24 protein-coding genes and 1 pseudogene are annotated in these 11,305 nt (G+C 51.3%); 1 reads left to right on the top strand and 24 read right to left on the bottom strand.

Annotated features, from left to right (window positions below; all coding sequences use genetic code 11):
- Nucleotides 1-4: 4 nt before the first annotated feature.
- The 21 genes from rplO to rpsJ form a co-directional block, all read right to left on the bottom strand.
- On the bottom strand, nt 5-439 hold the full coding sequence (rplO, locus tag GT756_RS25385) for a 50S ribosomal protein L15 (RefSeq protein ID WP_002919516.1): 435 nt from the start codon (nt 437-439) through the stop codon (nt 5-7).
- Between the two features lie 3 nt (nt 440-442).
- A complete protein-coding gene (gene rpmD / locus GT756_RS25380; RefSeq protein WP_001140434.1) occupies nt 443-622 on the bottom strand; it encodes a 50S ribosomal protein L30 in 180 nt (59 codons plus the stop codon).
- Nucleotides 623-625: 3 nt separating this feature from the next.
- Nucleotides 626-1,129 (bottom strand): 30S ribosomal protein S5, encoded by a 504-nt coding sequence (gene rpsE, locus GT756_RS25375; protein ID WP_002919545.1) that lies wholly within the window; start codon nt 1,127-1,129, stop codon nt 626-628.
- A gap of 14 nt (nt 1,130-1,143) precedes the next feature.
- Nucleotides 1,144-1,497, bottom strand: coding sequence for a 50S ribosomal protein L18 (gene rplR / locus GT756_RS25370; RefSeq protein ID WP_000358960.1), 354 nt, complete (start codon nt 1,495-1,497; stop codon nt 1,144-1,146).
- Nucleotides 1,498-1,506: 9 nt separating this feature from the next.
- Entirely contained in the window at nt 1,507-2,040 is a 534-nt protein-coding gene (gene rplF, locus GT756_RS25365) for a 50S ribosomal protein L6 (RefSeq protein WP_002919662.1), read from the bottom strand.
- A gap of 12 nt (nt 2,041-2,052) precedes the next feature.
- Nucleotides 2,053-2,445 carry a 30S ribosomal protein S8 gene (rpsH, locus tag GT756_RS25360; protein ID WP_002919665.1) on the bottom strand — a complete coding sequence of 131 codons (393 nt, stop codon included), beginning with the start codon at nt 2,443-2,445 and terminating at the stop codon, nt 2,053-2,055.
- Between the two features lie 33 nt (nt 2,446-2,478).
- Nucleotides 2,479-2,784 (bottom strand): 30S ribosomal protein S14, encoded by a 306-nt coding sequence (gene rpsN, locus GT756_RS25355; protein WP_002919667.1) that lies wholly within the window; start codon nt 2,782-2,784, stop codon nt 2,479-2,481.
- Nucleotides 2,785-2,798: 14 nt separating this feature from the next.
- Nucleotides 2,799-3,338 carry a 50S ribosomal protein L5 gene (gene rplE, locus GT756_RS25350; protein WP_001096200.1) on the bottom strand — a complete coding sequence of 180 codons (540 nt, stop codon included), beginning with the start codon at nt 3,336-3,338 and terminating at the stop codon, nt 2,799-2,801.
- 14 nt (nt 3,339-3,352) lie between these two features.
- Complete coding sequence (gene rplX / locus GT756_RS25345; protein WP_000729185.1) at nt 3,353-3,667, bottom strand: 50S ribosomal protein L24; 315 nt, start codon at nt 3,665-3,667, stop codon at nt 3,353-3,355.
- A 10-nt stretch (nt 3,668-3,677) separates the two neighbouring features.
- Nucleotides 3,678-4,049: a 50S ribosomal protein L14 gene (gene rplN / locus GT756_RS25340; protein ID WP_002919748.1), complete on the bottom strand. Its 372-nt coding sequence runs from the start codon at nt 4,047-4,049 to the stop codon at nt 3,678-3,680.
- A gap of 165 nt (nt 4,050-4,214) precedes the next feature.
- Nucleotides 4,215-4,469, bottom strand: a complete 255-nt coding sequence (rpsQ, locus tag GT756_RS25335) for a 30S ribosomal protein S17 (protein WP_002919751.1) — start codon at nt 4,467-4,469, stop codon at nt 4,215-4,217.
- Nucleotides 4,469-4,660 (bottom strand): 50S ribosomal protein L29, encoded by a 192-nt coding sequence (gene rpmC, locus GT756_RS25330; protein WP_002919754.1) that lies wholly within the window; start codon nt 4,658-4,660, stop codon nt 4,469-4,471. The genes rpsQ and rpmC overlap by 1 nt, the downstream gene beginning before the upstream one ends.
- Nucleotides 4,660-5,070 (bottom strand): 50S ribosomal protein L16, encoded by a 411-nt coding sequence (gene rplP / locus GT756_RS25325; RefSeq protein WP_002919759.1) that lies wholly within the window; start codon nt 5,068-5,070, stop codon nt 4,660-4,662. The genes rpmC and rplP overlap by 1 nt, the downstream gene beginning before the upstream one ends.
- A 12-nt stretch (nt 5,071-5,082) precedes the next feature.
- On the bottom strand, nt 5,083-5,781 hold the full coding sequence (gene rpsC, locus GT756_RS25320) for a 30S ribosomal protein S3 (protein ID WP_002919766.1): 699 nt from the start codon (nt 5,779-5,781) through the stop codon (nt 5,083-5,085).
- 17 nt (nt 5,782-5,798) lie between these two features.
- The gene (rplV, locus tag GT756_RS25315) at nt 5,799-6,131 is read right to left on the bottom strand and encodes a 50S ribosomal protein L22 (protein WP_002919773.1); all 333 of its coding nucleotides are present in this window, start codon (nt 6,129-6,131) and stop codon (nt 5,799-5,801) included.
- Between the two features lie 14 nt (nt 6,132-6,145).
- The gene (gene rpsS / locus GT756_RS25310; RefSeq protein WP_001138115.1) at nt 6,146-6,424 is read right to left on the bottom strand and encodes a 30S ribosomal protein S19; all 279 of its coding nucleotides are present in this window, start codon (nt 6,422-6,424) and stop codon (nt 6,146-6,148) included.
- 16 nt (nt 6,425-6,440) lie between these two features.
- Nucleotides 6,441-7,262, bottom strand: coding sequence for a 50S ribosomal protein L2 (rplB, locus tag GT756_RS25305; RefSeq protein WP_002919786.1), 822 nt, complete (start codon nt 7,260-7,262; stop codon nt 6,441-6,443).
- A gap of 17 nt (nt 7,263-7,279) precedes the next feature.
- Complete coding sequence (gene rplW / locus GT756_RS25300; RefSeq protein ID WP_000617546.1) at nt 7,280-7,582, bottom strand: 50S ribosomal protein L23; 303 nt, start codon at nt 7,580-7,582, stop codon at nt 7,280-7,282.
- Nucleotides 7,579-8,184, bottom strand: coding sequence for a 50S ribosomal protein L4 (rplD, locus tag GT756_RS25295; protein WP_002919794.1), 606 nt, complete (start codon nt 8,182-8,184; stop codon nt 7,579-7,581). The genes rplW and rplD overlap by 4 nt, the downstream gene beginning before the upstream one ends.
- Nucleotides 8,185-8,194: 10 nt before the next feature.
- Complete coding sequence (rplC, locus tag GT756_RS25290) at nt 8,195-8,824, bottom strand: 50S ribosomal protein L3 (protein WP_002919796.1); 630 nt, start codon at nt 8,822-8,824, stop codon at nt 8,195-8,197.
- 32 nt (nt 8,825-8,856) lie between these two features.
- Nucleotides 8,857-9,168: a 30S ribosomal protein S10 gene (gene rpsJ, locus GT756_RS25285; protein ID WP_001181005.1), complete on the bottom strand. Its 312-nt coding sequence runs from the start codon at nt 9,166-9,168 to the stop codon at nt 8,857-8,859.
- Between the two features lie 383 nt (nt 9,169-9,551).
- On the opposite strand from rpsJ, the gene GT756_RS25280 reads away from it, so the two are divergent.
- Nucleotides 9,552-10,037 carry an A24 family peptidase gene (locus tag GT756_RS25280; protein WP_048295653.1) on the top strand — a complete coding sequence of 162 codons (486 nt, stop codon included), beginning with the start codon at nt 9,552-9,554 and terminating at the stop codon, nt 10,035-10,037.
- Here GT756_RS25280 and bfr read toward each other — a convergent pair.
- The 3 genes and pseudogenes from bfr to tuf form a co-directional block, all read right to left on the bottom strand.
- On the bottom strand, nt 10,021-10,497 hold the full coding sequence (gene bfr / locus GT756_RS25275; RefSeq protein ID WP_004206792.1) for a bacterioferritin: 477 nt from the start codon (nt 10,495-10,497) through the stop codon (nt 10,021-10,023). The genes GT756_RS25280 and bfr overlap by 17 nt on opposite strands.
- Before the next feature lie 73 nt (nt 10,498-10,570).
- Nucleotides 10,571-10,765 (bottom strand): bacterioferritin-associated ferredoxin, encoded by a 195-nt coding sequence (gene bfd / locus GT756_RS25270; RefSeq protein ID WP_017900608.1) that lies wholly within the window; start codon nt 10,763-10,765, stop codon nt 10,571-10,573.
- Between the two features lie 180 nt (nt 10,766-10,945).
- Nucleotides 10,946-11,305, bottom strand: a pseudogene (gene tuf / locus GT756_RS25265) (elongation factor Tu); the annotation flags it as partial.

Below are 11,305 nucleotides of genomic sequence, written 5' to 3'. Positions count from 1 at the left end.
CTACTTATTCCTCAATTTTACCGCCAGCAGCTTCGATAGCAGCACGAGCACCTTTAGTCACACGCAGGCCACGAACAGTTACCGGACGAGTTACCTCACCAGACAGGATCACTTTCGCGAACTCGATCTGGACACCGATAATGTTAGCCGCTTTCAGCGCGTTCAGGTCTACTACATCGCCTTCTACGTGAGCCAGATCGGAGAGACGGATCTCTGCGGTGATCATCGCTTTACGAGAAGTGAAGCCGAATTTCGGCAGACGACGGTACAGAGGCATCTGACCACCCTCGAAACCGCGACGTACGCCACCGCCAGAACGAGATTTCTGACCTTTGTGACCACGACCACCGGTTTTACCGAGGCCAGAACCGATACCACGACCCAGGCGTTTACCCGCCTTTTTGGAGCCTTCGGCCGGAGACAGAGTATTTAAACGCATCTCTTACTCCTCAACTTTAACCATGAAGGAAACCGCGTTGACCATACCACGAACAGCAGGAGTATCCTCGCGCTCTACGGTGTGACCAATACGACGCAGACCCAGGCCAAGCAGCGTTGCCTTGTGTTTCGGCAGACGACCGATTGCACTGCGGGTTTGAGTAATTTTAATAGTCTTTGCCATGGTTTATTTCCCCAGAATTTCTTCAACGGATTTACCACGCTTGGCAGCGACCATATCCGGGGACTTCATGTTTTCCAGACCGTCGATAGTTGCACGAACCACGTTAATCGGGTTAGTGGAACCATACGCTTTAGCCAGAACGTTACGAACCCCAGCGACTTCCAGAACGGCGCGCATTGCACCACCGGCGATGATACCGGTACCTTCGGAAGCCGGCTGCATGAATACACGAGAACCCGTGTGAGTACCCTTAACCGGGTGCTGCAGGGTGCCGTGGTTCAGCGCGACGTTAATCATATTGCGACGGGCTTTTTCCATCGCTTTCTGGATCGCTGCTGGAACTTCACGCGCTTTACCGTAACCAAAACCAACGCGACCGTTACCATCGCCTACTACAGTCAGAGCTGTGAAGGAGAAAATACGACCACCTTTAACGGTTTTAGATACGCGGTTTACCGCGATCAGCTTTTCCTGCAGTTCGCCAGCTTGTTTTTCGATGTGAGCCATCTTACACCTCTACCTTAGAACTGAAGGCCAGCTTCACGGGCAGCATCTGCCAGTGCCTGGACACGACCATGATATTGGAACCCGGAACGGTCAAAGGAAACATCTTTGATGCCTTTTTCCAGAGCGCGTTCAGCGACAGCTTTACCCACAGCTGCAGCAGCGTCTTTGTTACCGGTGTACTTCAGTTGTTCAGCGATAGCTTTTTCTACAGTAGAAGCAGCTACCAGAACTTCAGAACCATTCGGTGCAATTACCTGTGCGTAAATGTGACGCGGGGTACGATGTACCACCAGGCGAGTTGCGCCCAGCTCCTGGAGCTTGCGGCGTGCGCGGGTCGCACGACGGATACGAGCAGATTTCTTATCCATAGTGTTACCTTACTTCTTCTTAGCCTCTTTGGTACGCACGACTTCGTCGGCGTAACGAACACCCTTGCCTTTGTAAGGCTCAGGACGACGGTAGGCGCGCAGATCTGCTGCAACCTGGCCGATCACCTGCTTATCAGCGCCTTTCAGCACGATTTCAGTCTGAGTCGGACATTCTGCAGTGATACCCGCAGGCAGCTGATGATCAACCGGGTGAGAGAAACCTAAAGCCAGGTTTACTACATTCCCTTTGACCGCTGCACGATAACCTACACCAACCAGCTGCAGCTTCTTAGTGAAGCCTTCGGTAACACCGATAACCATTGAGTTCAGCAGGGCACGCGCGGTACCAGCCTGAGCCCAACCGTCTGCGTAACCATCACGCGGACCGAAGGTCAGTGCATTATCTGCATGTTTAACTTCAACAGCATCGTTGAGAGTACGAGTCAGCTCGCCGTTTTTACCTTTGATCGTAATAACCTGACCGTTGATTTTTACATCAACGCCGGCAGGAACAACGACCGGTGCTTTAGCAACACGAGACATTTTTTCCTCCGATTAGGCTACGTAGCAGATAATTTCGCCACCAAGACCAGCCTGGCGCGCTGCACGATCAGTCATAACACCTTTAGAGGTAGAAACAACTGCGATACCCAGACCGGCCATAACTTTCGGCAGCTCATCTTTTTTCTTATAGATGCGCAGACCTGGGCGGCTGACACGCTGAATGCTTTCTACAACAGCTTTACCCTGGAAATACTTAAGAGTCAGTTCCAGTTCCGGCTTGGTGTCGCCTTCAACTTTAAAATCTTCGATAAAACCTTCTTCCTTCAGCACGTTGGCGATTGCCACTTTCAGCTTGGAGGAAGGCATGGTGACCGCAGCTTTGTTCGCGGCCTGACCGTTACGGATACGGGTCAGCATATCCGCGATCGGATCTTGCATGCTCATCTGTCTTTACTCCCGTGATTCAATTGGTGACAATTACCAGCTAGCCTTTTTCAGACCCGGGATTTCACCGCGCATAGCGGCTTCACGGACCTTAATACGGCTCAACCCGAACTTCCGCAGGAAACCATGCGGACGACCTGTTTGACGGCAGCGGTTACGCTGACGAGACGGGCTGGAATCACGCGGCAGAGTCTGCAGCTTGAGAACGGCATTCCAACGATCTTCGTCGGTTGCGTTCACATCAGAGATGATAGCTTTCAGTTCAGCGCGTTTAGCGAAGAATTTATCAGCTAAAGCCACGCGCTTTACTTCGCGTGCTTTCATTGATTGCTTAGCCATTAAGTAACCCTACCTTACTTGCGGAACGGGAAGTCAAAGGCAGCCAGCAGAGCACGGCCTTCTTCGTCAGATTTCGCAGTAGTGGTAATGGTAATATCCAAACCACGAACGCGGTCGACTTTATCGTAGTCGATTTCTGGGAAGATGATCTGCTCACGGACACCCATGCTGTAGTTGCCACGACCGTCGAAAGACTTAGCGGACAGGCCGCGGAAGTCACGAATACGCGGTACAGCAATAGTGATCAGGCGCTCAAAGAACTCCCACATGCGTTCGCCACGCAGAGTTACTTTACAGCCGATCGGATAGCCCTGACGGATTTTGAAGCCTGCAACTGATTTGCGTGCTTTGGTGATCAGCGGTTTTTGACCGGAGATTGCTGCCAGGTCAGCTGCTGCGTTATCCAGCAGTTTCTTGTCAGCGATCGCTTCACCAACACCCATGTTCAGGGTGATCTTCTCGACCCGAGGGACTTGCATGACAGAATTGTAGTTAAACTCAGTCATGAGTTTCTTAACTACTTCGTCTTTGTAGTAATCATGCAGTTTCGCCATCGTACTACTCCAAATTACTTGATAGTTTCGCTGTTAGACTTGAAGAAACGGACTTTTTTGCCGTCTTCGAATCTAAAGCCTACACGGTCAGCCTTGCCGGTTGCCGCATTGAAGATTGCAACGTTAGAAACCTGAATTGCAGCTTCTTTTTCAACGATGCCGCCTGGTTGGTTCAGAGCCGGAACCGGCTTCTGGTGTTTCTTAACCAGGTTGATACCTTCAACAATGACCTTGCCGGAAGACAGGACATTCTTAACTTTACCGCGCTTACCTTTATCTTTACCGGTTAACACGATAACTTCGTCATCACGACGGATTTTCGCTGCCATGATTCGCTCCTTAGAGTACTTCTGGTGCCAGAGAGATAATTTTCATGAACTTCTCGGTACGAAGTTCACGAGTTACCGGCCCAAAAATACGCGTACCGATAGGCTGCTCGCTGTTATTGTTCAGAATAACGCATGCATTACCATCGAAGCGAATGACAGAACCGTCCGGGCGACGAACACCCTTCTTGGTGCGCACCACTACCGCCTTCAGCACATCACCTTTTTTGACCTTACCACGCGGAATTGCTTCTTTGATGGTGATCTTGATGATGTCGCCTACGCCTGCGTAGCGACGGTGCGAGCCACCCAGAACCTTGATACACATTACGCGACGTGCACCGGAGTTGTCGGCGACGTTCAGCATAGTCTGTTCTTGGATCATTTTAGTGCTCCGCTAATGTCAACTACTACTGAGACCCGAAAATTAGGGTCGTTAAAAAGCCCCATATCGAGGGCGCGGCATTATAACACCACAAACCAGATATGGGTAGAAAAAATAAACGGCTCATCGCTGAGCCGTTTATCCGTATCGAGAATGCGTACTCTATTACAGAACCGCTTTCTCTACAACGCGAACCAGCGTCCAGGACTTAGTCTTGGACAGCGGACGGCATTCGCGGATTTCAACCTTGTCGCCGATACCGCATTCGTTGTTCTCGTCATGTACGTGCAGTTTGGTCGTACGTTTGATGAATTTGCCGTAAACCGGGTGTTTCACCATACGTTCGATAGCAACAACAATGGATTTCTCCATTTTGTCGCTAACTACGCGACCTTGCAGAGTACGGATTTTATCGGTCATTACGCACCCGCCTTCTGAGTCAGTAAAGTCTTAACGCGTGCAACATCACGACGCACTTGCTTCAGCAGATGAGTCTGTTGCAGCTGGCCACTTGCAGCCTGCATGCGCAGGTTGAACTGCTCACGCAGCAGGTTCAGCAGCTCAGCGTTCAGCTCTTCAACGCTTTTTTCACGCAGCTCTTTTGCTTTCATTACATCACCGTCTTAGTTACAAAGGTGGTTTTGATCGGCAGTTTCGCTGCTGCCAGGCCGAATGCTTCACGGGCCAGCTCTTCCGGTACACCGTCCATTTCATACAGGACTTTACCCGGCTGAATCAAGGCAACCCAGTACTCCACGTTACCTTTACCTTTACCCATACGAACTTCCAGCGGCTTCTCGGTGATCGGTTTGTCCGGGAATACACGGATCCAGATCTTACCTTGACGCTTAACTGCACGGGTCATAGCACGACGTGCTGCTTCGATCTGACGTGCAGTCAGACGACCACGGCCAACAGCTTTCAGACCGAAAGTGCCGAAGCTAACATCCGTACCCTGCGCCAGACCACGGTTGCGGCCTTTGTGCACTTTACGGAATTTTGTACGCTTTGGTTGTAACATCAGCGACGCTCCTTATTTACGGCCTTTACGCTGCTGCTTTTTAGGTTGAGCAGCCGGTTCCGGTTGTTCAACAGCAGCCATACCACCCAGGATCTCACCTTTGAAGATCCATACCTTAACGCCGATTACACCGTAAGTGGTGTGCGCTTCAGAGGTGTTGTAGTCGATGTCAGCACGCAGAGTGTGCAGCGGTACGCGACCTTCACGGTACCATTCGGTACGTGCGATTTCCGCGCCGCCCAGACGGCCGCTAACTTCAACTTTGATACCTTTAGCGCCCAGACGCATTGCGTTCTGTACAGCACGCTTCATCGCACGACGGAACATAACGCGACGTTCCAGCTGAGAAGTGATGCTGTCAGCAACCAGTTTTGCGTCCAGTTCAGGTTTACGAACTTCGGCGATATTGATCTGTGCAGGTACGCCAGCGATATCCGCTACGACCTTGCGCAGTTTTTCTACGTCTTCGCCTTTCTTACCGATAACGATACCCGGGCGAGCGGTGTGAATGGTCACACGGATGCTCTTAGCCGGACGCTCGATAACGATGCGAGATACAGACGCTTTAGCCAGTTCTTTAGTCAGGAACTGACGTACTTTAAAATCGCTGTCCAGGTTGTCAGCGAATTCTTTGGTGTTCGCGAACCAGGTAGAGTTCCATGGTTTGACAATACCCAGGCGAATACCATTAGGATGTACTTTCTGACCCATTGCTAGTCTCCAGAGTCTCAGCGATCGGACACAACCACAGTGATGTGGCTGGTGCGCTTCAGGATGCGATCTGCACGACCTTTAGCACGCGGCATAATGCGCTTCATGCTCGGGCCTTCGTCTACGAAAATTTTCGCAACTTTCAGATCATCAATGTCAGCGCCATCGTTGTGTTCAGCGTTAGCAATGGCAGATTCCAGTACCTTCTTGACCAGTACAGCAGCTTTTTTGTTGGTGTAGGTCAGAATATCCAGGGCCTGCGACACTTTCTTACCGCGAATCAGGTCAGCTACAAGGCGAACCTTCTGAGCAGAAGAACGAGCATGGCGATGTTGAGCTAAAGTTTCCATCTCTTCCTCCTACCTTATTTCTTCTTCGCTTTTTTATCAGCAGCGTGGCCGCGATAAGTACGAGTCGGTGCGAATTCACCCAGTTTGTGACCGACCATTTCGTCGGAAACAAATACTGGAACGTGCTGACGACCATTATGGACAGCGATGGTCAAACCGATCATGTTAGGAAAGATCGTTGAACGACGGGACCAAGTGCGCAGGGGCTTCTTGTCTCCGCTTTCCACCGCTTTCTCTACCTTCTTCAGCAAGTGCAGGTCAATAAAAGGACCTTTCTTGAGAGAACGTGGCATGGCTTATCCTCTAAAATTATTTGCTACGGCGACGTACGATGAATTTATCAGTACGCTTGTTGCTGCGGGTCTTCTTACCTTTGGTCTGCAGGCCCCACGGGGATACCGGGTGCTTACCAAAGTTACGACCTTCACCACCACCATGTGGGTGGTCTACTGGGTTCATCGCAGTACCGCGAACGGTAGGACGAACACCACGCCAGCGTGCAGCACCTGCTTTACCCAGAACGCGCAGCATATGCTCAGCATTGCCAACTTCGCCCAGAGTAGCGCGGCAGTCTGCTTCGACTTTACGCATTTCACCAGAACGCAGACGCAGGGTGACATAAGCACCGTCGCGAGCAACGATCTGAACGTAAGTACCAGCGGAACGAGCCAGCTGACCGCCTTTACCTGGTTTCATTTCTACGTTATGAACGGTAGAACCAACCGGGATATTGCGCATCGGCAGGGTGTTGCCTGCTTTGATTGCAGCATCAACGCCAGACTGAATCTGGTCGCCAGCTTTCAGGCCTTTCGGGGCCAGGATGTAACGGCGCTCGCCGTCTTTGTACAGAACCAGCGCGATGTTCGCGGAGCGGTTCGGATCGTACTCAAGACGTTCAACAACTGCCGGGATACCATCTTTGTTGCGTTTGAAGTCAACAATACGGTAAGCCTGCTTGTGGCCACCACCGATATGACGGGTGGTGATACGGCCATTGTTGTTACGACCACCGGATTTGCTGTTTTTTTCCAGCAACGGAGCAAAAGGTTTGCCCTTGTGCAGCTCTGGGTTAACCACTTTAACGACGTGGCGACGACCCGGAGATGTCGGTTTACATTTAACAACTGCCATTGTATTACTCCTCCGACTTACTCAGCGCCGCCAACGAAGTCCAGATTCTGGCCTTCTTTCAGGGTGACGTAAGCTTTTTTCCAGTCGCTACGACGACCGATACGCTGTCCGTGACGTTTAACTTTCCCTTTAACAACCAGGGTGTTAACGACTTCGACTTCGACTTCAAACAGTTTCTGCACAGCAGCTTTGATTTCTGCTTTGGTCGCGTCTTTAGCAACTTTGAGAACGATGGTGTTTGTTTTTTCCATCGCAGTAGACGCTTTTTCAGAAACGTGCGGTGCGCGCAGCACCTTCAGCAGACGTTCTTCACGAATCATGCCAGCATCTCCTCAACTTGCTTAACAGCATCAGCAGTCATTACGACTTTGTCGAAGGCGATCAGGCTAACCGGGTCGATACCGTTCGCATCACGTACGTCAACCTTGTGCAGGTTACGTGCGGCCAGGAACAGGTTCTCGTCCAGCTCACCGGTGATGATCAGCACATCTTCCAGAGCCATGTCTTTCAGTTTCTGTGCCAGCAGCTTAGTTTTCGGCGCTTCAACAGAGAACTTCTCGACAACGATCAGACGATCCTGACGTACCAGTTCGGACAGGATGCTTTTCAGCGCGCCGCGGTACATCTTCTTGTTAACTTTTTGACTGTGGTCCTGCGGACGAGCAGCAAAGGTCACGCCACCGGAACGCCAGATCGGGCTCTTGATAGAACCAGAACGCGCACGGCCGGTACCTTTCTGGCGCCACGGTTTTTTACCGGAGCCAGTGATTTCAGCACGAGTCTTCTGAGCACGAGTGCCCTGACGCGCACCAGCTGCATAAGCAACAACAACCTGGTGAACCAGCGCTTCGTTGAAATCACGACCGAAGGTAGTTTCGGAAACAGTCAGCGCGCTCTGCGCGTCTTTCAATACTAATTCCATTGCTATCTCCTCACGCCTTCACAGCTGGTTTAACGATCAGGTCGCTACCGGTCGCACCCGGGACAGCACCTTTAACCAGCAGCAGGTTGCGCTCAGCGTCAACACGTACTACGTCCAGGCTCTGAACGGTTACACGCTCATTACCCAGCTGACCTGCCATTTTCTTGCCTTTGAACACTTTGCCCGGAGTCTGGTTCTGACCGATAGAACCCGGAACGCGGTGAGACAAGGAGTTACCGTGAGTAGCGTCCTGGGTACGGAAGTTCCAGCGCTTAACGGTACCAGCAAAACCTTTACCTTTAGAGGTACCGGTTACGTCAACTTTTTTAACGTCAGCAAACAGTTCAACGCTAATGTTCTGACCTACGGTGAATTCTTCGCCGTCAGCCAGACGGAATTCCCACAGACCACGGCCAGCTTCAACGCCAGCTTTAGCGAAGTGACCCGCTTCCGGCTTGGTTACACGGTTAGCTTTTTTAGCACCGGTGGTAACCTGGATTGCGCGGTAGCCATCGTTAGCCAGGTCTTTAACCTGAGTAACACGGTTTGCTTCAACTTCGATTACGGTTACTGGGATAGAAACGCCATCTTCAGTGAAGATGCGGGTCATGCCCACTTTTTTACCGACTAAACCAATCATTGTTTCAACCTCTCAATCGCTCGATGACCTGATTAACCCAGGCTGATCTGCACGTCTACACCGGCAGCCAGATCCAGACGCATCAGAGCATCAACGGTTTTTTCAGTTGGCTCAACGATGTCAACCAGACGCTTGTGAGTGCGAATTTCGTACTGGTCACGCGCGTCTTTGTTGACGTGCGGGGAGATCAGAACGGTAAAGCGCTCTTTGCGGGTCGGCAGCGGGATCGGACCACGGACTTGCGCACCAGTGCGCTTAGCAGTCTCGACGATTTCCGCGGTTGATTGATCGATCAGACGATGATCAAACGCTTTCAGGCGGATACGGATTCTTTGGTTCTGCATGAGACCAGAGCTCCAATTATTTTATAGACGAAATGATTACTCCTCATACCCATTACGATTGATGGGAGAGTGTAACCGTTCTTACATAGTCCCCCGATTGGGGACATTGTTTGATAACCCAACTGCGATTACCAGGGTTCATATTGAACCGGCCGTCAACTTTGACAGGCCCGCGCATTATACGCAAATTCTGGCGCTACGCAAGTGCTGTTTAGAAAATCATCACCAGGATTTGCGCGCCTTCGCGCTAGAGAATTGTACGTGCCGAAAACACGGCAAATTAACGCGGATGGCGCCATCCATTCCTGGAAAGTCCTTTTTGCACCAAACGGGGGTCAATAAGCATAGTGAGGCGATGTTCTTTGACGATTACGGGGTTAACCATGCTCGCCGCCCTCCCCTTCTTGCTGTGTTATAGCGGATTGACCTTAGCCTTATGCCACCAGGACCTGCGTCACGGCCTGCTGCCCGACCGTTACACCTGTCCCCTGCTGTGGAGTGGTTTACTTTTTTATCTCTGTCTGGCGCCGCACCACCTTCATGATGCCGTCTGGGGAGCGATAGGCGGCTATCTGTGTTTGGCTGCGCTTTACTGGCTATATCGCGGGATCCGCGGCTATGAGGGGTTGGGGTATGGGGATATCAAATATCTCGCCGCCCTAGGCGCCTGGCATGGCTGGCAATTGTTGCCGCAGCTGCTACTGGTGGCATCGCTGCTCGCTGGCACGGTGTGGGCAGTATCAGGTTTGCACGCCAGGTACGGCGGGAGCAGTAAATGGAGGGGGAACAACCCGCTGCCGTTTGGGCCATTTCTGACGGCCGCGGGTTTCTGCTGTGGGTGTCAGACGCTGGCTAGTCTGACACTTTGATCTGCGACTGCAGGTAATTTTGCAGGCCGATTTTGCCGATCAGATCGAGTTCGGTTTCCAGCCAGTCAATATGGCCTTCTTCATCCGCCAGGATCTCAATCATCATATCGCGGCTGACGTAGTCATGGACGCTGTCGGCATAGGCGATCGCCTCGCGCAGATTTTGCGCCCCTTCCAGCTCCAGTCTTAAATCGGACTGCAGCATCTCTTCTACATCTTCACCGATGCCAAGTTTGCCGAGATCCTGCAGATTAGGGATACCTTCGAGAAAAAGAATACGCTCGATGTATTTATCGGCATGCTTCATTTCGTCGATGGATTCGTGGTACTCGATATCGTTGAGGCGCATCAGGCCCCAGTTTTTGAACATTCTCGCATGGAGAAAGTACTGATTAATTGCGACCAGCTCATTTCCCAATAATTTATTGAGATAACTTATGATTTTGACATCACCTTTCATTATATAGTCCCTCCGCTTCCACTCATTGAAGCGTAGTCCGGCCTATAGGGATGTCAAAAGAGAAGCGTGGACTTCAGGCGATTTCTTTGAATTCCGGCATGGTGGTTAATTCATCTTCCATAACTTCCCGCGCCGCGCGAACACACTTACCGCATTGATTTCCAACGGGAACAAACTTACGTAATTGCTGAAAAGATTGCGGTTGAAACTGGCGGACAACCTGGCGAATTTTTTTATCGCTGATGCCATTGCACAAACAAACGTACATATAAACTCCCGTTCAATTTATGCACAAATATTAAATGAGAATAGTTATGATTACAATAGACCATTTACTCATTATCCGCCGCAGCGCACGTTATGAATCGCCAGCATAACCGCCTTTTTCGCTGAACGACGGACAGCAAAAAGGGCGCCGAAGCGCCCTTTTTTATTCAAAGCTAACGAATTAGCCCAGAACTTTAGCTACAACGCCCGCGCCAACGGTACGGCCGCCTTCACGGATTGCGAAACGCAGACCGTCGTCCATCGCGATCGGGTGGATCAGGGTAACAACCATTTTGATGTTGTCGCCCGGCATTACCATCTCTACGCCTTCCGGCAGTTCGATGGTGCCAGTCACGTCAGTTGTACGGAAGTAGAACTGCGGACGGTAGCCTTTGAAGAACGGAGTATGACGACCGCCTTCGTCTTTGGACAGGATGTACACTTCAGATTCGAACTTGGTGTGCGGGTTGATGGTGCCCGGCTTAGCCAGTACCTGACCACGTTCGATTTCTTCACGTTTGATACCACGCAGCAGAACACC

The sequence above is a fragment of the Klebsiella sp. Q2 genome, assembly GCF_009900705.1.
In the GTDB taxonomy this organism is placed as follows: Bacteria; Pseudomonadota; Gammaproteobacteria; order Enterobacterales; family Enterobacteriaceae; genus Klebsiella; species Klebsiella quasipneumoniae.
This window is presented reverse-complemented; position numbering and strand designations above follow the sequence as displayed.

Excerpts from the sequence above, each read along its gene's own strand:
- rpsE (WP_002919545.1), bottom strand. The coding sequence starts at position 1,129 with ATGGCTCACATCGAAAAACAAGCTGGCGAACTGCAGGAAAAGCTGATC.
- rplE (WP_001096200.1), bottom strand. The coding sequence starts at position 3,338 with ATGGCGAAACTGCATGATTACTACAAAGACGAAGTAGTTAAGAAACTC.
- rplO (WP_002919516.1), bottom strand. The coding sequence starts at position 439 with ATGCGTTTAAATACTCTGTCTCCGGCCGAAGGCTCCAAAAAGGCGGGT.
- rplC (WP_002919796.1), bottom strand. The coding sequence starts at position 8,824 with ATGATTGGTTTAGTCGGTAAAAAAGTGGGCATGACCCGCATCTTCACT.
- rpsS (WP_001138115.1), bottom strand. The coding sequence starts at position 6,424 with ATGCCACGTTCTCTCAAGAAAGGTCCTTTTATTGACCTGCACTTGCTG.
- rplR (WP_000358960.1), bottom strand. The coding sequence starts at position 1,497 with ATGGATAAGAAATCTGCTCGTATCCGTCGTGCGACCCGCGCACGCCGC.
- GT756_RS25280 (WP_048295653.1), top strand. The coding sequence starts at position 9,552 with ATGCTCGCCGCCCTCCCCTTCTTGCTGTGTTATAGCGGATTGACCTTA.
- rplV (WP_002919773.1), bottom strand. The coding sequence starts at position 6,131 with ATGGAAACTTTAGCTCAACATCGCCATGCTCGTTCTTCTGCTCAGAAG.
- bfd (WP_017900608.1), bottom strand. The coding sequence starts at position 10,765 with ATGTACGTTTGTTTGTGCAATGGCATCAGCGATAAAAAAATTCGCCAG.
- rplB (WP_002919786.1), bottom strand. The coding sequence starts at position 7,262 with ATGGCAGTTGTTAAATGTAAACCGACATCTCCGGGTCGTCGCCACGTC.
- rplF (WP_002919662.1), bottom strand. The coding sequence starts at position 2,040 with ATGTCTCGTGTTGCTAAAGCACCGGTCGTTGTTCCTGCCGGCGTTGAT.
- rpsH (WP_002919665.1), bottom strand. The coding sequence starts at position 2,445 with ATGAGCATGCAAGATCCGATCGCGGATATGCTGACCCGTATCCGTAAC.
- rplD (WP_002919794.1), bottom strand. The coding sequence starts at position 8,184 with ATGGAATTAGTATTGAAAGACGCGCAGAGCGCGCTGACTGTTTCCGAA.
- rplN (WP_002919748.1), bottom strand. The coding sequence starts at position 4,049 with ATGATCCAAGAACAGACTATGCTGAACGTCGCCGACAACTCCGGTGCA.
- rpsQ (WP_002919751.1), bottom strand. The coding sequence starts at position 4,469 with ATGACCGATAAAATCCGTACTCTGCAAGGTCGCGTAGTTAGCGACAAA.
- rpsN (WP_002919667.1), bottom strand. The coding sequence starts at position 2,784 with ATGGCTAAGCAATCAATGAAAGCACGCGAAGTAAAGCGCGTGGCTTTA.
- rpmD (WP_001140434.1), bottom strand. The coding sequence starts at position 622 with ATGGCAAAGACTATTAAAATTACTCAAACCCGCAGTGCAATCGGTCGT.
- rpsC (WP_002919766.1), bottom strand. The coding sequence starts at position 5,781 with ATGGGTCAGAAAGTACATCCTAATGGTATTCGCCTGGGTATTGTCAAA.
- bfr (WP_004206792.1), bottom strand. The coding sequence starts at position 10,497 with ATGAAAGGTGATGTCAAAATCATAAGTTATCTCAATAAATTATTGGGA.
- rplX (WP_000729185.1), bottom strand. The coding sequence starts at position 3,667 with ATGGCAGCGAAAATCCGTCGTGATGACGAAGTTATCGTGTTAACCGGT.
- rplP (WP_002919759.1), bottom strand. The coding sequence starts at position 5,070 with ATGTTACAACCAAAGCGTACAAAATTCCGTAAAGTGCACAAAGGCCGC.
- rpmC (WP_002919754.1), bottom strand. The coding sequence starts at position 4,660 with ATGAAAGCAAAAGAGCTGCGTGAAAAAAGCGTTGAAGAGCTGAACGCT.
- rpsJ (WP_001181005.1), bottom strand. The coding sequence starts at position 9,168 with ATGCAGAACCAAAGAATCCGTATCCGCCTGAAAGCGTTTGATCATCGT.
- rplW (WP_000617546.1), bottom strand. The coding sequence starts at position 7,582 with ATGATTCGTGAAGAACGTCTGCTGAAGGTGCTGCGCGCACCGCACGTT.